Raw genomic sequence first — 16,829 nt, 5'->3', positions numbered from 1 at the left:
CTCCTACCGTTTGTCCGATGGACGGTGAATCTTCTGGTGCACCGGAATCGGCGCGAGCGGGCCACGCCCGTGGGAATGGCCATGGCCATTCCCATCATGATGGTGATGGCCGCCTCCGCTGTAGGCCCCCGTTTCCGGTTCGAACTGCGCACTTTCTTCCACCACTGTCGCACCCAACCCCTCCAGCATCTCTTTCAGCACGCTGTCCTGGCAAATACGCAGAAAACCCTCTCCCACCTGTGTCTGCGTGTGGCGGTTCCCAAGGTGAAACGCGCAGCGCAACAGATTATGGGGAGTACGACAGGTAATCCGGTAGGTAGGCTCCTCCGCCGCAATGATCTGCACTACCCGGTCGTCATCACCCTGGAGCAAATCACCATTACGCAGTACCGTGCCTCGCGCAGTGAAAATGGCGACCTCTTCCCCCGATGCAAGTGCGGTGCGCAGGCGACTGTTTTCGCGCAGCTCATAAGGCAGGACAAGCTGCGCGAAAATCGATTCCGCATGCTCTATCTTAACGTTCAAAGTAAGCATTTAGATCTCAGAACAGAAAGTAGCGCTGCGCCATCGGCAAGACATCCTCAGCGCCGCATGTCAACAATTGTCCGTCTGCCCGAACCTCATAGGTTTCCGGATCAATTTCCATTTTGGGCGTCGCGCCGTTATGAATCATGTCCTTCTTGCGCAGATTGCGCGTGTCCTTGACCGCGATCAGGTTCTTATCCAGTTTCAGTTGTTCCACCAAGCCTGCATCAAGCGCCGCTTGCGAGGTGAAGGTGAAGCAGGAGGTTTTGAGAGCGCTGCCGTATGCGCCGAACATGTACCGGTAGTGCACCGGCTGCGGCGTCGGAATCGATGCGTTGGGATCGCCCATCAGGGCTGCCGTTATCATTCCGCCTTTCAGGATCATGGATGGCTTGACGCCGAAGAACGCGGGCCGCCATAGGACGAGATCGGCATACTTGCCTACCTCCACCGAACCGATCGCGTGTGAAACACCATGCGTAATGGCCGGATTGATGGTGTACTTGGCAACATAGCGCTTCACGCGGAAGTTATCGCTCCTGGAGGTGTCTTCCTGCAGTGCGCCGCGCTGTATCTTCATCTTGTGCGCGGTTTGCCAGGTGCGCATGACGACTTCGCCGATGCGTCCCATTGCCTGCGAATCCGATGACATCATCGAGATGGCGCCCATGTCATGCAGGATGTCCTCGGCGGCGATCGTTTCCTTGCGAATGCGCGATTCGGCAAAAGCAAGATCCTCGGCGATGTTCGCATGCAGGTGATGGCATACCATCAGCATATCGAGGTGTTCATCCAGCGTGTTGACGGTATAGGGACGGGTGGGGTTGGTGGAGGAAGGCAGGACGTTTTCCAGGCCCACAACCGTCATGATGTCCGGCGCATGGCCGCCGCCCGCGCCTTCGGTGTGGAATGTATGGATGGTCCGATCCTTCATCGCGGCAATGGTATTTTGCACATACCCGCCCTCATTGATGGTGTCGGTATGAATTGCCACCTGTATATCATACTTGTCCGCAACGTTCAGGCAATTGTCGATGGCCGCATAGGTGGTGCCCCAGTCTTCATGCAGCTTCAGGCCGCATGCCCCAGCCAGAATCTGCTCTTCGTTCGGGGTCGGCAAACTGACATTGCCTTTCCCGAAGAAACCGGTGTTCATCACCATTCCATCCGATGCTCTCAGCATGGACTGAATGTGCCAGGGACCGGGCGTACAGGTGGTGGCGGCCGTGCCCACCGCAGGACCGGTGCCGCCGCCCAGCATGGTGGTGATGCCGTTCATCATGGCGTCTTCCTCCTGCTGAGGGCAGATGAAGTGAATGTGGCTGTCAATACCGCCCGCGGTGAGAATCGATCCTTCGCCGGCGATAATTTCGGTGGCCGCACCGATCGCCATCGTGACATTCGGCTGAATATCAGGGTTTCCCGCCTTGCCGATCCCGGCAATCTTGCCGTCTTTCAAACCAACGTCCGCCTTGACGATGCCCCAGTGGTCAATAATGACAGCATTCGTGATGACGGTATCCATTACGTCCGCATGGTTACGCTGGGATTGGCCCATACCGTCGCGAATCACCTTGCCACCACCGAATTTCACTTCTTCACCATAGGTGGTGAAATCTTTTTCGATTTCAATAAAAAGTTCCGTGTCTGCCAGCCGGACACGATCGCCGGTAGTGGGTCCCATCATTTCGACGTAAGTCTGACGGGAAATTTTAAAAGTCATTTTCTGCTCCTCTTTAGGGTTATTGGCTTGGCGGTCGCTGTTATTTCAGCTTGCCCATCACTTTCTGGTTAAATCCGTACACTGTCCGTTCTCCGGCGAGTTCGACCAGCTCTACCGTGCGTTCCTGGCCGGGTTCGAAGCGTACAGCCGTGCCTGCCATAATATTCAGGCGCATGCCGTAGGCCGCTTCGCGGTCGAAATTCATCGCGGAATTGACTTCGTAAAAATGAAAGTGGGAGCCAATCTGTATTGGCCGGTCGCCACCATTGGAAACCTTCAAAGTTTTGGTTTCCCTGCCGACATTCAGCTCGATATCCCCAGGGCGCACAAATATTTCTCCTGGAATTAGCGGTACTCTAGCCATCGTAATCTCCTGATTTTTACGGAATTGGATTGTGAACGGTCACCAGTTTGGTGCCGTCCGGGAAGGTCGCCTCGATCTGAATATCGGGTATCATTTCCGGCACCCCTTCCATGACATCGGCGCGGGTCAGTATGCGGGTGCCTTCCGCCATCAGTTCGGCGACGGTATGCCCGTCGCGCGCGCTTTCCATCATTGCACAGGTGATCAGCGCAACCGCTTCCGGATAGTTGAGCTGCAGGCCGCGCGCCTTGCGCCGTTCCGCCACCAATCCGGCGGTGAATATCTGCAGCTTGTCTTTCTCTCTTGGTGTAAGGTCCATTGTTTCCTCCTCAATAAAATTAATAACTGTTTCGCTTCTTCAACACTCGCCTGCGGCAAATCTGATGCTTATCTCTATTCGAAGACTAAAAATAGTACCCCTCAGGGAAGGGGCGCTATGTATTCCACATGCGCGGCACCATTGCCTCGCGGTCTAGCATTGCCGGACGAAGCAGTCCCCAGACATGCAACATTATCCGCCGTGCCGTCTCGCTCGAATCCCCCAGGTAGCGTGCGGTTATTACCGGTTTTAGCTGCGAAATACCCACTTGGCCGATCCCGTTTGCGATATCGCCCATTCCCTCGCGCGCGGTCTCCAGCACGACGGCGGGCACGGCCTTTCCTACCGCGATCAACGTTGCGCAGACAGTGCTGCCGGCGAGTACCAGTGGACTTTTCATCGCTGCGCCGCCTCCGGCCAGCCGAAGCTGTTCGAACCAGATCAGTTTATCCTCGCGGTAAATGCGGGTGCGTTGCCTGATGCGGCCGCCGGTGAACGCCTCGCCAGAAGCGGTGCGACCAAAACAAAGAATCTCGCAACCAATATAGCTTGCATTTTTTTCCAGCATGACGCGATGCTCAAGCTGCAAATCGGTGTTATCGAAAAAGATGCTTTCCTGCGGCACCCACTCAAGCGATCCCCCGGCATTTACCTCGAGCCTGATATTCTGGCGCGAGACATGACCGTTAGCCTTGTACCACTTGGCTGCGCCGGGCGTGGTGATTTGCGCGTTTGCCGACGTGCCAACCTTGGCGGCAATCTCCAGCTGATCACCTCCCACCACACCGCCCGGCGGATGAATGACGACTACCTGGCAAACCTTCCGCCCTTCGGGATAAAGCGGCTTTTGCACCAGCAGCGGACCAAAATGGCTCCGGTCCACCAACCGTGTAACGCCGCCATCGTCCGCGAAACCGAGAGACAACCGTGCCTGCAATGGCGTATAAGGCAAGCTAACCACCGAATTTGATGAATGCTGGGCGGGGTACAGGCGATGGACCGAAGCTGCAGCGTCTCGTCTAATTACAGGATCTTCCGTATGAATGGTTGGGTACATTTCTTTGTTTGTTATTCACTATTTCATGTGTGATGCTTCCGCAGACCGGCAGCACTCACCTCCATTTGTTGAGTACGTTACTACGCAATGTTGCATGCTGCAAATAGCAGAGGACCGCACTCAGATTCTCAACCATTGAAAAACATGGACACCTATAATCTTTTCTTATGCAAGTGCCCTGATAATCGAAGAGTAGAACTCGTTACGCCATGAAGTTATATGAATTCCGTACCTCTCCCGGCTCCAACAGTTCACCCTATGCCCTATTCCACGTTATGAATCACACGCATGCAGACCTTACATTTGCAACTGGAACGATAATTTGAAGACATCGGCCTTCTCGCCCATGACGCCCGGCGCATAGTTCATGCCCTTGGTGACCAGATCGCCGTGCTGGTAGTACGCCGAAATGCGCGCATTGAATCCGTCGATGATGTAGTTCACGCCGCCCTCGATCTCCTCGCGCTTGCTGCTGTGATTAGGTTGAACGCTGGTAAATCTTCCGTAAGGCTGGAATTGCCCGATCCCTACCTTGACTGGTATCAGGTAAAGCCCTGTAGCCGTCCATGATTTTCCATCGAATACGCAAAAACAGCCCGGATCGGCAAAAGCAACAGGGGAATAATTGGCGTAGAACTGCTTGTATTCTCCATTGAAGGTAAATACGCCCATATTTTTGGGCATAACCTTTTCAAACAGGACGTCGCCGACAAGACCCAGGAAATCACTTCGATGGTCGAATGAGCCAGCACCGTTCTTTTGATAAGATGTGCCGAACGCGAGCGCCAGAATATCTCCGGCTTTGCCAAAGTAGGTGCTGCTGGTGTAATAGCCAGGATTCTTTTCGGGGTTCAGGAAGTTATAGGTGACACGTCCGGCCACCTGCACGCTATCGCCCTGGTTAGGCCCCAGGCTGTTGGACGACTGGAGCCCTCTGTACACGCCCATGGCGTAGCCGAGCGTGCCTTTGATGAAACCTGGCTCAAGGCTGCCCCAGAACGTGCCGCCGTCGTCACGGCCGTAGCGCCCCGCGCCGCCGCTGCCAAATTTGATGCTGAAATCCTGCGGAAAAAACGGTGTCTTGAAGGCATCGTGCGTAGCCTGGAAGAAAGGACCGCTCAATTCGCCCCGCTCCGTGGGGACTAGCATGCGCCCGCCCCAGACATTGAAATACCGGTTAATCTCGACCTTCCCTATCGCGTCCAGAATGTTGTAGGACATCTTGGGATTATCCGTCCCACTGGTGTTATTACAGAAAAAACATTCAGTGTTGATTTCGAATTTGACATATTTATGGACCTGCCCATTGAGATAGACACGCGCGTTGTCGATACTGAAATCATTCCTGAAACTGTCTGTTGCGCGATTTTCCGTCCATATGCCCGAGCCACGGAAACCTACGCCGAGAGTCATCCATTTGGTATCATCAATCGCCCATTTAGGTTTGCTCTCGGTTTTAGCCGGGGGTGCGGCCTCGATTTTATCGCCCGCCATGGCCCGGACCTCGGGCGGCGAAAACAGGAAAACCGCCGCTAATGCCACCAGCAGCGCGACTTGCGCAAAGAAATTTGCTCTTTGTTTCCAGATCCCATTGTCCGGTGAAGCGCTCTCAGCCAATGTTGCTGCTTGACTGACCCCTTTTTGTGCCCTCTTCTCAAAATTCTTCATCCCTGAAAAATTTCCTTTTTATGGTTAGTAGCCGACTTGATAATCATGCCGGGCTTTTAACTACTAGTCATTAGAAGATACCCACAAATCACAAATTTTGTGTAAGACGACTTTCTTTATAGTTGTTACGCATCGCAGGAGGCTACGAAGAAATAGACAATCAGAAGTGCAGTACCGGAGACTCCGCCCGTCTTTGTTATTCACTCAATTGATACACTTTTTAGGCGCCATTTGATACATTTTTACTCCGGTACTGAATCAATAGATAATAAAGCTGCGGGGTTGTTATACATTGGTAAACAACCCAGTGACGATATGAGCAAAATCTAAATCTGAATGAGAAGATAAGGTTACAAGCAAGACAAGCGGCTCTGATTTAACAAGCTAAAGGGTAAGGGAGTAAAGGGAAAACATGAGGATCGGTCTTTTCACCAATTTTTGTCTTATCTTCATCGTACTGGTACTCAGCCTGCTGATACTGCTTTCTTCCCAGGTGCTGGGCACCCTGGACCATATCACCGAAGCCGAGCGCCAAAAGCACCGGTCTCTGCAGCTTGCAAATGAGTTGTTCCAGAGTTCCGAAGACCTCACCAAGATGGCGCGCAGCTACGTAATGACTGGTGACTCGATCTACGAGCGCTTCTTTTTCGAGATCCTCGACATCCGTAACGGGAAACGGCCGCGTCCCCAGGATTACCCGATTACCTATTGGGGCGTAAACAAACCGGCTGTTCCGAGCGCGCTAGGTAATACAGTCTCCTTGATGGATTTGATGCGCCGTGAAGGTTTCAGTGAACGGGAACTTGACCTGCTGCAACAATCGCAGAAGAATTCCGACAACCTGGTTAATCTGGAAAAACAGGCTTTCGCCGCCATAAAAGGGTTATATGACGATGGATACGGAAATTTCACCGTATCTCGTCCAGCAGACCGCGATTTCGCTATCGAGCTGTTGTTTGGCGAGCGCTATAAGGCTGAGAAAGCCAGAATCATGGCGCCGATCAGCCAATTCATGCGGGAGCTGGATAACCGCACGCAAACCACGCTGAGCAATCTGCAGTCCGAATTCCAGCAGCAAATCCTGCTGATACTGGCAGTGCTGTGCAGCGCTCTGCTCGTCGTGGCTATCGCTACTTTCTACATGCGCCGTAATATCCTGCGTCCGCTCGATGATCTCAGCCGCCAGGCAAGCAGCATCGCCCAGGGCAGCTATGCCACCCGCTGCGACATCTCCACGCACAATGAAATCGCTGAGCTCGGCGCCGACTTCAATACCATGGCGGAAGCCATTGAACATGAAATCACCAAACTCAAACAGGTCGAGGAGTTCCTGCGCGAGCGATTAAAGGAAATCAACTGTTTCTATGCGATCCGGCGCGGCATGGAATCAGGGTCGCTGGAGGAAGTTTGCCGGACTATCTTTGTGCACCTGAGCGCGGCGATGCAATTCCCGCATACCACCAGCATCAGAATCGAACTCGACGGCAAGCAGTTTATTTCCGATCAATATGATGAGAACCATACCCGCGTATTGCGAAAGCAAGTCCTGGTCTACGGCAAGCCTCAAGGCTGGATGGAGGTATTTTACAGTGAGGACCAGCCTTTCTTGCTGCCAGAGGAACAGAACCTGATTGACGTCATCGGGGACGATCTCGGCAAGTGGCTGGAACACAAGCAGGCCGAGGCACGTATCCTGGTGGAGCGGGAGCTTCGGGTGCGGGATGCGGCAATACGGGAATTTGCGGCGCATGTGGAGCGGATGCGGGAAGAAGACCGTAAGTATATTGCCCGCGAGATCCACGATGAGCTGGGTCAGCTTCTGGCGGCATTGCGCCTGGAAATCTCGTTGCTGAAGAGTGGAGGAAATAATAGAAGCGAAAGAGTGGAGATCATCCGGCGTAACATGTCGGAGCTGGTGGACAACGCAGATCAGAGTGTGCGCAATGTTGCAGAACATCTGCGTCCGGCTTCACTGGGATTGGGAATCGTATCGGCCATTAAAAAACTGACTGATGAATTCAGGAAACATAGCGGCGTAAGCTGCATATTTCAGCCGGTGGAGGCTCCGATTGACCTGGACGAAGATCAGACTGTGGCAATATTCCGTATTGTGCAGGAATCCCTGACCAATGTGACACGGCACGCTGAAGCAAGCTGTGTCGAAATCACCCTGTCCCAGAGCGCGGATGATTTCATTGTCGAGGTGCGCGACAACGGCAAGGGATTTGATACGACGGGCGCCGCAAAGAAAAAGTCATTTGGCCTGCTTGGAATGCGCGAACGGGCAGCCGTACTGGGAGGTAATATTGATATTACCAGCGGGCGACAGCAAGGTACTGTCATTAGCGTGCATCTGCCAATGAAACAAAAGGAAGAGATTTCATGATCACTTTTGGCCTGCTTGCCTGTTGCTCCGGTATCAGCAATCGATCAAATCCTCCAGTATCAACCGATCTCAATCGACTAATGGTGAAGTAATATGATAGTCAAAGTATTTCTCGCTGATGATCACAGGCTTTTCCGGGACGGGCTAAAACGGATCCTTGCCGAAACAGCGGACATCGTAGTTGTCGGTGAAGCGACAGACGGACTTGAAGCCCTGGAAAAAATGCGCCAAGGTGGATGGGATGTGGCATTGCTGGATGTCAGCATGCCGGGTATGAATGGACTGGAAGTGCTAAAACGGATAATGACCGATGATGCAACGTATCAGGTGCTGATGTTGAGTACGTATCATGAGGATGAATATGCTGTCAGGACAATACGCGCAGGCGCGTCCGCCTATCTTACCAAGAACAGTCCGACCGATCTGCTGATATCTGTTATCCGGCGCTTGGCAAACGGAGGAAAATACATCGATCCGAAACTGGCGGAGAAACTGCTGTTCGACCTCGGCCCAACGTCGGCAATATTGCCGCATTCCACGCTTTCCGATCGGGAGCTCAATGTCCTCAAGCTTATCGCCGTCGGGATATCTCTAACGGAAATTGCGCAAAAACTGACATTAAGTGCTAAAACCGTGAGTACTTACCGTGCTCGCGTTCTGGAAAAAATGAATATGCGGAACAATGCGCAATTAGTCCGCTATGTAACCGAGCATAAGTTGCTGGAATAGCCGGTTGACGCTACTCCAATATTGGTTACCTCTCACGCCTTGGCCAATTGCCCATTTTATTAATCATGCAAGAGCGGTGCTGCGAACCTGCAGTAGAGGATCAGGAGAAAACAGCTCTTGTACAGGATCGACTGGCAAAAGATGCAGCTTGCCATGCCTTACTCCGCGTGTAGCAATAATATGATTGGCAAAATTCTTTACGTTCTTGATAGTCCCGCTTAGGATGATTACTTCCAGACAACTATCATGGTCCACATGGACATGCATGGTGGATAGCGTAAGGTCATGATGATCGTGTTGCACCGCGGCCAGCAACCTGGCCAATTCACTTTCGTGATGACTGTATATATAGCTGAGTGTGGCAATACAACGGCCTTCGACGTGCTCTTCTGAACGGACGGTATCCAACAGATCCCGTATCAGGTCCCGCATGGCTTCCGAACGATTGAAATAACCGCGCTTATGCATTACAGCATCAAATTGCTCGGCGAGTTGATCATTCAGCGATATGGTGAGGCGTTCCATTTTACCTGCTCCCAGATTTATTCGTTGGCGTAATCATTTCTTTTATTGATCAAGATCCGATTCGCGCATTTGTTATTTATTTTTAAGAGGCTGCGCCAGGATCTAAAAATTCCTGACCAAATGTAACCGAACTGAGCGGCTCCCCTTTTAGATCATTGTTGTATGACTTGCAATCCGGTTAAAACTACCATGCAGATACAGGAGTGTCTGTCAGGGAACGTTGAAACATGGTGTAAGAATAAATGAACAGCTTGTCAGGAATCCCCTACAAGGATTCTTGACGAGCTGTTTAAGCATGACGAAGAATCCGTTGGCCGATCAGGGTGAATTGAGTCACTGACAAGCATGCCGAGCGTACAATGCTGCACCGCCACGACTCAGCGGTTCTGCTGGTAAAACACCAGCAGATAGTTCCGACACCCCTACAACGACATGTACCAAATATGGCTCTTGGAGCAACCATTTTCAAAGCCGAGCTAAAGATCGCGGATTTGGATCGCAATTATTATCATGATCACGCGCTTACTCTCGCCCGCCACCCGTCGGAAACTGATGAACGTATGATGGTGCGATTATTGGCCTTCGCACTGCACGCCGACGAAGCATTGTTATTCGGAAACGGATTGAGCACATCTGACGAACCCGATCTCTGGCAAAAGGATTTAACCGGCGCTATCGATCTTTGGATAGACGTGGGTCTCCCGGATGAGAAACTGATCCGCAGGGCTTGCGGCCGCGCCCGGCAGGTATATCTCTATACTTATGGCGGTCGCACCGTCGATATGTGGTGGAATCAGTGTCGCGGCAAGCTCGAAGGAACTAAAAATCTGACCGTATACAATCTGCCGCCGGAAGCCAGCTCGGCCATTGCCAGGCAAACGCAGCGTAATATGCGTTTGAATTGCACTATTCAGGAGCGGCAGATTTGGCTGTCCGATGGGAATGAATCGGCACTGGTTGAACTGATAACTCTGAAAAGCCTTCCACCGGCTTGAAAGTGGCGAGGGAGCCGGCATGCCACCTGCATCGCTACATCGGTGGAATAATCATACCGCCCCGCGCCCTGCCTCGTTTATCCTGAATTCCGGTCTATTGATCTCCGCCGTCCTGCATCGGAATTCTGAATCATTCTTTGGGTTTTCCGGGCTCGCCTATAAATAGCGACTTTAATCCGAGATAGCGTTCTGGCTCCTTCGGAACCGGTCTCGGAGCAAGCTTGTCAAGTTCGGCTTCCAATTCAGCGATTCGCTGCTCCAACGCTATCTTGTCCTGTTCCAGGCGCGAAACTTGAAGACGAAGGCGCGAACTTGTCCACCGGCTCTTTATCATGCTCGGCGATGATAGGAGTCCCGCAATGAGCACCCCAAGACCCATTGCGAGCAGCAGCACCAGGGCTAGAGAGCCATCAAAACTCCAAAAGGCTAAGGCTACCGTCACCGGCACATTATTCTGCAGGGCAAATCCCACAACGCCGATGGCGAGGGCGATACCAACTATTAAAAGCAGGTGCATGATCGGTTCCGCTAGTTGATTGCCATCATTTGCAAGATTCCCACGCCAACCGGCTCAAATGATGTCAGATGGGGAAAGAGCACTCGCTGAAATATATTCATCCTATCTTCAAATTTTCTCCAGGAGCGCCAAGTGCCAATTTACGATATCCTGTGCGAGGGTGTGCATCCTCATCGACAAGCAATTATAGGAAGCGATCCGGTCTTTAGAAAACAGAAAAAAACTTCCAGGGTATGACGCCTACTGATTGCAGAACCTCTCGTGAAGTGAGAATAGCAAGAATATGGCAGCGCTTCCAGCTATGACATACTCCTCAGGCGATTAAACTGGAAAACCTTCGATCATTGCGGGTTTCGCATCTTGTTAAAAAACTTCGATGAGGAGGAATCATGGATGGATGGTGGCAACAAGTTGTCGATACGGTAATATCAGAATTCTCCGACCTACCAAATATTACGGAAGTTACCCGTATTACCTTGCGTTTGCTGATGGCAGCAACGCTCGGTGGTATGCTGGGATTCGAGCGGGAGCAAAGAGGCAAGGCGGCTGGAATGCGAACACACATGCTCGTTGCGCTCGGCGCCGCGCTCTTCGTGCTCATTCCTCAACAAGCGGGGATATCGGATGCGGACCTGACGCGCATAATCCAGGGCGTGGTTGTCGGCGTGGGGTTTCTCGGGGCAGGAACGATTCTTAAAAGCACTAACGAAGAAACGATCAAAGGGCTCACGACAGCGGCAGGTTTATGGTTGACTGCGGCGATAGGTATCGCTGCCGGGCTTGGGCGAGAAGCTTCCGCCGTACTGAGCACTGTCCTGGCCTTGATTATATTTTATCTAATGCCCAAATTTTCCGGTGGATCAGATCGCACTTAACCGAGATATTTTTACTGTTTTGGTCCTTCAGGGGCCGCCCCCTCCGATCTGCTTGCTTGAGAGGCATTTTTTTCGTTTTCTTCCAGCACATGAAAAAATAGCTCATCCTGCTTGATCATACCCAGCTCGCTACGGGCACGCTCTTCAATGGCATCGGAGCCCTGTTTGAGATCGCGCACCTCCGCGTCGAGCGTCGCGTTGCGAACTTTCAACTTCTGGTTGATTTCGTGTTGCGTCATGACTTGCTGATCGAATTCCCATACCTTGAGCCAACTCCCCTTGCCCAGCCATAGCGGATACTGCAGCAGGGCAATCAAGGCAGCGAGTATAAGACTCAGCACTTTCACGTGGATATCTCTATCGATCACTATTCACACGAGCAATCTCTGCTTGCCTGGCCACCTGCCCTTCCGCTTTCGTCGCAGCTCGGCTCCTCAAACCCTTCCGCCATTCCGCTCATTGCAAGGAGTTGGCGGATCAGTTGACAAACGGTTGGGCGCGGAACAGTGAAAATCTATCGAACGCCACTATCTCAACTGATAGTAGGCGCCTCGTCCGGGGTAGCTTGCGGCATCACCCAGATCCTCCTCGATGCGCAGCAGCTGATTGTACTTGGCCAGGCGATCAGAGCGGGATAGCGAACCAGCCTTGATTTGCAACGCATTGGTCGCCACGGCAATATCAGCGATGGTGGTATCTTCCGTTTCACCTGATCGATGCGAAATTACCGCGGTATAGCCGGCACGCTTCGCGGTTTCGATGGCGAAAAAGGTTTCGGTAAGCGTACCGATTTGATTGACCTTGATCAATATGGAATTGGCGATACCTTGCGCAATGCCTTCTTTCAAGATGCTGGCATTGGTCGCGAAGATATCGTCACCGACCAGTTGCACCGATTTTCCGAGCTTGCTGGTGAGCAGTTTCCAGCCATCCCAGTCGTGTTCGCTCATCCCGTCCTCAATGCTGATGATCGGATACTTATCTACCCAGGTGGCGAGATAATCAGCAAATTGTGCGGAACTCAGGCTCAAACCATCCGACGCCAAGTGGTATTTGCCGTCACGAAAGAATTCCGAGCTCGCACAATCCAGCCCAATAGCGACATCCGGGCCCGGCAAGTAACCCGCCTGCTCGATCGCCTGCACGATCAATTGGAGTGCCGCTTCATTATTAGGCAGGCTGGGGGCAAATCCACCCTCGTCACCCACGGCGGTATGCATGCCCCGGCCATCCAGCAGGTCTTTTAAGGTATGAAAGATTTCGGCACCGTAGCGCAGGGCTTCACGAAAGCTCTGCGCCCCCAGTGGGATAATCACGAATTCCTGCATGTCAATCTTGTTATTGGCATGCGCCCCGCCATTAATGACGTTCATCATGGGCACCGGCATCGACATTGGCGCCGCGCCGCCCAGATAGCGATATAACGGTAGTCCGGATTCCTCCGCCGCGGCTTTTGCCACCGCCAGCGACACCGCGAGAATTGCATTGGCCCCAAGCCTTGATTTGTTATCGCTGCCGTCGAGATCAATCAAAGTCCGATCAATAAAACTCTGCTCCATCGCGTCAAGCCCCATGATGGCCTCCGCAATCTCGGTATTGACGTTCTCCACCGCTTTCAATACGCCCTTTCCGGAATAGCGTTGCGCGTCTCCATCGCGTAATTCGACCACCTCCCTGGTGCCAACGGATGCGCCGGAAGGCACCGCCGCCCGCCCCAGCACTCCGGATTCGAGCAATACATCCGCTTCCACGGTCGGGTTGCCACGCGAATCAAGAATTTCACGGGCGATAACATCTACAATTGCACTCATACTATTTTTCCCTGAATCATTATTTGTCAATCTTCTTATCAATTCTCAGTAAGGTGAGTGGGAGTGAGGCGCAACCAATCGGCGCGCCTATTTCACACCTCACCGGCTACTGTCGCTTGCTTCACCACTTCCGGCTCAAATCTTGAGGCATAGGATCGACTCCAGCGTAATCGCGAAACGTGGCATGCGGTCGATCGGCAGCGCCGTGTGGTGGTGGCGGATTATGCCATGCCTTACCCGCCCTGCATAAGTGCTAAACCGGGAATGATTCATAGGCAAATTTATAAATTTTGTTAAGAAACTGTTTAGCGAAAACGGTTCGGCGCTCAGGCGATATTTTGCAGCTTGCCCGTGGCGACCGCTTCGGATGCAAGACGCTTTGCCGCAAAATCGATGGATGCTTCGATAAACGCGGTGAACAGCGGATGCCCCGTTTTGGGCGTGGAGGTAAATTCGGGATGAAACTGGCATGCAACAAACCAAGGATGCTCGGCTTCAGGCAACTCGACCATCTCACATAAAGCTTCCCCAGCTGAAACTGCGCTCACGCGTAGTCCCGCTTGTTCCAGCCGGGGAATATATTCATTGTTGACTTCATAACGATGGCGATGCCGCTCGATAATTTTTTCCGCCCCATAGATTTTCCGGACAAGCGAGACATCTTTCAGCAAGCATTCCTGCCCTCCGAGGCGCATGCTGCCGCCGAGATCCGACTGGGTATTCCGGACTTCCAGCTGACCTTCGCGCGTACGCCATTCCGTGGTCAAGGCAATTACGGGATAGGGTGTATCAGGATTAAATTCGGTGCTGTGCGCGCCTTCCATGCCAGCCTTGTCGCGGGCGTATTCAATCACCGCGAGCTGCATGCCAAGGCAGATGCCGAGATAAGGTAGACGATTCTCGCGTGCATAGCGGATAGCCATGATCTTGCCTTCCACCCCGCGCTTACCGAATCCGCCAGGAACGAGTATCGCATCCATCGCGGCAAGGCAATCAGTTCCCCGTTTCTCAATATTTTCCGAATCCGTGTAATGGATTTTGATTCTGCTGCGGGTATGAATTCCGGCATGGATCAACGCTTCCGACAGAGATTTATAGGATTCCGTCAGATCCACATATTTTCCCACCAGCGCGATTTCTATCGTGCGCTCAGGGTGTTCCAATGCATACACAAGATTCTTCCACGCGCTCAGATCCGCCGGTTTGGCAAGAAGATTCAGCTTGTGGCAAACGATTTCATCCAGCATCTGCTCATGCAGCAACGCGGGAATTTTGTAAATGCTGTCCACATCCACCGCCAGGATCACCGCCTCTTCCCGCACATTGGTGAACAACGCAATTTTCCGGCGCTCGTCCGCCGGTAATTCACGGTCTGCGCGGCACAGCACCACATCCGGCTGGATGCCGATCTCGCGCAATTCCTTTACCGAATGCTGGGTGGGTTTGGTCTTCAGCTCGCCGGCGGATGCGATGTACGGCAGCAACGTGAGGTGGATGAAACAGGTATCCTCCCGCGGAAGTTGCACCGCCATCTGCCGAATGGCTTCCAGGAACGGCAGCGACTCAATGTCCCCAACCGTTCCGCCGATCTCGACGATTGCCAACTGTGCGTCCCCGGCCCCGGCCTTGATATGCAGCTTGATTTCGTCGGTGATATGCGGAATGACCTGCACCGTACCACCCAGATAGTCGCCGCGCCGTTCCTTTTTGATCACGCTCTCGTAAATCTGTCCGGTGGTGAAATTGTTGCGCCTGCTCATCCTGCCGCTGATGAAGCGCTCATAATGCCCCAGGTCGAGATCGGTCTCCGCTCCGTCCTCGGTGACAAACACTTCGCCATGCTGGAAAGGGCTCATAGTGCCGGGATCAACGTTGATATAGGGATCTAGCTTCAGCAGGGTAACCTTGATGCCCCGAGTCTCGAGGATTGCCGCAAGGGAAGCGCCGGCGATGCCCTTCCCCAGAGAAGATACTACGCCACCAGTCACAAATACATACTTTGTCATGGCTGCTTATGATACGCGAAAAGGCCTGTCCGAACAAATTGACCGGAATAGGAATGCGGTTTTCCGGAAACAATGCGGTTTTTCCAGAAACATCCTGGCGACGTTCGCTGCCTCCTAAATTCATCCTTATACTCGCCCTTTATTACAAAGAGTACAACAAGGATTCGTTACTCGGGGGCGCCCGAAATCACGAAAAAAATCCCTTCCTCAAAACAGGGTGGGCTGCGAGGTCAGTTGTGAATATCAACCTCTGTTCCGGCGCTCACCAGGTCGAACAATTCCAGCAAATCATCGTTACGCATGCGGATGCAGCCGATGGAACCTAGTTTACCCATTTCCACGCTATCCGGGCTGCCATGGATATAGATATACCGGCGCATGGTATCTACCGCACCAAGCCGGTTAAAGCCCGGCTCACAGCCGGAGAGCCATAGAATACGCGTGAGAATCCAGTCACGGCCCGGAAAGCTTGCGCCCAGCTCCGGCGTGTAAATTTCACCTGTGGGCCGGCGCCTCACGAATACCGTGTTGGCTGGCTGGCCGGCGCCGATTTTGGCGCGAATGATGTGCCTCCCCAAGGGCGTGCAGAAGCTGCCGTTCACCTGCCCTACTCCATTTTTGGCCGAGGAAATACGGTACTGTCTGATGACATTCTCGTTATCATCATACAAATCCAGCTTTTGAGAAGGAATATTAATTACGGCCCGCATCAGCGCCCTGCTCCGTTATCGATCTTGCGGCGTTCCGCAAAAAACTGCTTCAATCTTCTGCTCCCTTCTTCCGCCAGAACGTTTCCGGTCACCTGCATGTGGTGATTAAGCCGAATCTCCTGCGGCAGATCGATCACGCTCCCGCACGCGCCGGTTTTTGGGTCCGGCGCACCGAAAACCAGCCGCGCGACACGCGCATGAAAAATTGCTCCGACGCACATCGCGCACGGCTCCAGCGTGACATAAAGCGTGCAGTCCGCCAGCCGGTAATTACGCAGATGCTGTGCCGCATCCCGCAATGCCATGACTTCCGCATGGGCGGTGGGATCTGCCGCCGAGATGGGGCAATTGTAACCCCGTCCGATGATCGCTCCATTCTTTACCACTACGGCGCCAACCGGCACCTCGCCTGCTGCTTGCGCCTGCTCCGCGAGTTCAAGCGCCGAACGCATGAAGTCAATATCTCCGCTGTTCATAGCGGCTTTATATGGCAGCGACAAGAAAATAAGCGCTCAAATTACAATCCATGTAACAGGATAAAGGTATCGTGTTTCTTGCTATTTAGAATAATGTAGTCTAAGAAAAACAGTAGAAGGTGCTTTATACCACCTAGCGGTAA

At 52.8% G+C, this 16,829-nt stretch carries 17 protein-coding genes; 4 read left to right on the top strand and 13 right to left on the bottom strand.

The window, feature by feature from the left end; all coding sequences use genetic code 11:
* Positions 1-3: 3 nt before the first annotated feature.
* The 6 genes from ureE to BLP45_RS02630 all read right to left on the bottom strand — a co-directional run bounded on the left by ureE (position 4) and on the right by BLP45_RS02630 (position 5,656).
* Positions 4-534, bottom strand: coding sequence for an urease accessory protein UreE (ureE, locus tag BLP45_RS02655; protein ID WP_090369546.1), 531 nt, complete (start codon positions 532-534; stop codon positions 4-6).
* A 7-nt stretch (positions 535-541) separates the two neighbouring features.
* Positions 542-2,248: an urease subunit alpha gene (ureC, locus tag BLP45_RS02650; protein WP_090369545.1), complete on the bottom strand. Its 1,707-nt coding sequence runs from the start codon at positions 2,246-2,248 to the stop codon at positions 542-544.
* 40 nt (positions 2,249-2,288) lie between these two features.
* Positions 2,289-2,612: an urease subunit beta gene (locus BLP45_RS02645; protein WP_090369543.1), complete on the bottom strand. Its 324-nt coding sequence runs from the start codon at positions 2,610-2,612 to the stop codon at positions 2,289-2,291.
* Between the two features lie 16 nt (positions 2,613-2,628).
* Positions 2,629-2,931, bottom strand: coding sequence for an urease subunit gamma (ureA, locus tag BLP45_RS02640; RefSeq protein ID WP_090369541.1), 303 nt, complete (start codon positions 2,929-2,931; stop codon positions 2,629-2,631).
* Between the two features lie 115 nt (positions 2,932-3,046).
* Positions 3,047-3,883 (bottom strand): urease accessory protein UreD, encoded by an 837-nt coding sequence (locus BLP45_RS02635; protein WP_256327643.1) that lies wholly within the window; start codon positions 3,881-3,883, stop codon positions 3,047-3,049.
* Positions 3,884-4,285: 402 nt separating this feature from the next.
* On the bottom strand, positions 4,286-5,656 hold the full coding sequence (locus tag BLP45_RS02630; protein WP_256327642.1) for a hypothetical protein: 1,371 nt from the start codon (positions 5,654-5,656) through the stop codon (positions 4,286-4,288).
* 412 nt (positions 5,657-6,068) lie between these two features.
* On the opposite strand from BLP45_RS02630, the gene BLP45_RS02625 reads away from it, so the two are divergent.
* Together BLP45_RS02625 and BLP45_RS02620 are read left to right on the top strand one after the other, a co-directional pair.
* Positions 6,069-8,042, top strand: coding sequence for an ATP-binding protein (locus BLP45_RS02625; RefSeq protein ID WP_090369537.1), 1,974 nt, complete (start codon positions 6,069-6,071; stop codon positions 8,040-8,042).
* A 93-nt stretch (positions 8,043-8,135) separates the two neighbouring features.
* Positions 8,136-8,771: a response regulator gene (locus tag BLP45_RS02620; protein ID WP_090369535.1), complete on the top strand. Its 636-nt coding sequence runs from the start codon at positions 8,136-8,138 to the stop codon at positions 8,769-8,771.
* 63 nt (positions 8,772-8,834) lie between these two features.
* On the opposite strand, the gene nikR is transcribed toward BLP45_RS02620, so the two are convergent.
* The gene (gene nikR, locus BLP45_RS02615) at positions 8,835-9,296 is read right to left on the bottom strand and encodes a nickel-responsive transcriptional regulator NikR (protein ID WP_090369533.1); all 462 of its coding nucleotides are present in this window, start codon (positions 9,294-9,296) and stop codon (positions 8,835-8,837) included.
* A gap of 443 nt (positions 9,297-9,739) precedes the next feature.
* Here nikR and BLP45_RS02610 point away from each other — a divergent pair, with 443 nt between their 5' ends.
* Positions 9,740-10,291, top strand: a complete 552-nt coding sequence (locus tag BLP45_RS02610) for a YaeQ family protein (RefSeq protein WP_090369531.1) — start codon at positions 9,740-9,742, stop codon at positions 10,289-10,291.
* 130 nt (positions 10,292-10,421) lie between these two features.
* On the opposite strand, the gene BLP45_RS02605 is transcribed toward BLP45_RS02610, so the two are convergent.
* On the bottom strand, positions 10,422-10,808 hold the full coding sequence (locus tag BLP45_RS02605; RefSeq protein ID WP_090369529.1) for a LapA family protein: 387 nt from the start codon (positions 10,806-10,808) through the stop codon (positions 10,422-10,424).
* A 389-nt stretch (positions 10,809-11,197) separates the two neighbouring features.
* Between BLP45_RS02605 and BLP45_RS02600 the strand changes: the two genes are divergently transcribed.
* On the top strand, positions 11,198-11,683 hold the full coding sequence (locus tag BLP45_RS02600; RefSeq protein WP_090369527.1) for an MgtC/SapB family protein: 486 nt from the start codon (positions 11,198-11,200) through the stop codon (positions 11,681-11,683).
* Positions 11,684-11,694: 11 nt separating this feature from the next.
* Here BLP45_RS02600 and ftsB read toward each other — a convergent pair whose 3' ends face one another.
* From ftsB to tadA, 5 genes are all read right to left on the bottom strand, one after another.
* Entirely contained in the window at positions 11,695-12,030 is a 336-nt protein-coding gene (gene ftsB / locus BLP45_RS02595) for a cell division protein FtsB (protein WP_090370005.1), read from the bottom strand.
* A 180-nt stretch (positions 12,031-12,210) separates the two neighbouring features.
* Entirely contained in the window at positions 12,211-13,494 is a 1,284-nt protein-coding gene (gene eno / locus BLP45_RS02590) for a phosphopyruvate hydratase (protein ID WP_090369525.1), read from the bottom strand.
* Between the two features lie 326 nt (positions 13,495-13,820).
* The gene (locus BLP45_RS02585) at positions 13,821-15,500 is read right to left on the bottom strand and encodes a CTP synthase (RefSeq protein ID WP_090369523.1); all 1,680 of its coding nucleotides are present in this window, start codon (positions 15,498-15,500) and stop codon (positions 13,821-13,823) included.
* A 230-nt stretch (positions 15,501-15,730) separates the two neighbouring features.
* Complete coding sequence (locus tag BLP45_RS02580) at positions 15,731-16,210, bottom strand: L,D-transpeptidase (RefSeq protein ID WP_090369521.1); 480 nt, start codon at positions 16,208-16,210, stop codon at positions 15,731-15,733.
* On the bottom strand, positions 16,210-16,686 hold the full coding sequence (gene tadA, locus BLP45_RS02575; protein ID WP_090369519.1) for a tRNA adenosine(34) deaminase TadA: 477 nt from the start codon (positions 16,684-16,686) through the stop codon (positions 16,210-16,212). The genes BLP45_RS02580 and tadA overlap by 1 nt, the downstream gene beginning before the upstream one ends.
* Positions 16,687-16,829 lie beyond the last annotated feature (143 nt).

It is taken from the genome of Nitrosospira sp. Nl5 (assembly GCF_900102495.1).
GTDB lineage: Bacteria > Pseudomonadota > Gammaproteobacteria > Burkholderiales > Nitrosomonadaceae > Nitrosospira.
The sequence above is the reverse complement of the archived record's forward strand: the minus strand, read 5'-3'. Positions and strand labels throughout refer to the sequence as shown.

What these genes read in the sequence shown, in the direction of transcription:
- ureE (WP_090369546.1), bottom strand. Translation starts at nt 534, where the DNA reads ATGCTTACTTTGAACGTTAAGATAGAGCATGCGGAATCGATTTTCGCG.
- ureC (WP_090369545.1), bottom strand. Translation starts at nt 2,248, where the DNA reads ATGACTTTTAAAATTTCCCGTCAGACTTACGTCGAAATGATGGGACCC.
- BLP45_RS02645 (WP_090369543.1), bottom strand. Translation starts at nt 2,612, where the DNA reads ATGGCTAGAGTACCGCTAATTCCAGGAGAAATATTTGTGCGCCCTGGG.
- ureA (WP_090369541.1), bottom strand. Translation starts at nt 2,931, where the DNA reads ATGGACCTTACACCAAGAGAGAAAGACAAGCTGCAGATATTCACCGCC.
- BLP45_RS02630 (WP_256327642.1), bottom strand. Translation starts at nt 5,656, where the DNA reads ATGAAGAATTTTGAGAAGAGGGCACAAAAAGGGGTCAGTCAAGCAGCA.
- BLP45_RS02625 (WP_090369537.1), top strand. Translation starts at nt 6,069, where the DNA reads ATGAGGATCGGTCTTTTCACCAATTTTTGTCTTATCTTCATCGTACTG.
- BLP45_RS02620 (WP_090369535.1), top strand. Translation starts at nt 8,136, where the DNA reads ATGATAGTCAAAGTATTTCTCGCTGATGATCACAGGCTTTTCCGGGAC.
- nikR (WP_090369533.1), bottom strand. Translation starts at nt 9,296, where the DNA reads ATGGAACGCCTCACCATATCGCTGAATGATCAACTCGCCGAGCAATTT.
- BLP45_RS02610 (WP_090369531.1), top strand. Translation starts at nt 9,740, where the DNA reads ATGGCTCTTGGAGCAACCATTTTCAAAGCCGAGCTAAAGATCGCGGAT.
- BLP45_RS02605 (WP_090369529.1), bottom strand. Translation starts at nt 10,808, where the DNA reads ATGCACCTGCTTTTAATAGTTGGTATCGCCCTCGCCATCGGCGTTGTG.
- BLP45_RS02600 (WP_090369527.1), top strand. Translation starts at nt 11,198, where the DNA reads ATGGATGGATGGTGGCAACAAGTTGTCGATACGGTAATATCAGAATTC.
- eno (WP_090369525.1), bottom strand. Translation starts at nt 13,494, where the DNA reads ATGAGTGCAATTGTAGATGTTATCGCCCGTGAAATTCTTGATTCGCGT.
- BLP45_RS02585 (WP_090369523.1), bottom strand. Translation starts at nt 15,500, where the DNA reads ATGACAAAGTATGTATTTGTGACTGGTGGCGTAGTATCTTCTCTGGGG.
- BLP45_RS02580 (WP_090369521.1), bottom strand. Translation starts at nt 16,210, where the DNA reads ATGCGGGCCGTAATTAATATTCCTTCTCAAAAGCTGGATTTGTATGAT.
- tadA (WP_090369519.1), bottom strand. Translation starts at nt 16,686, where the DNA reads ATGAACAGCGGAGATATTGACTTCATGCGTTCGGCGCTTGAACTCGCG.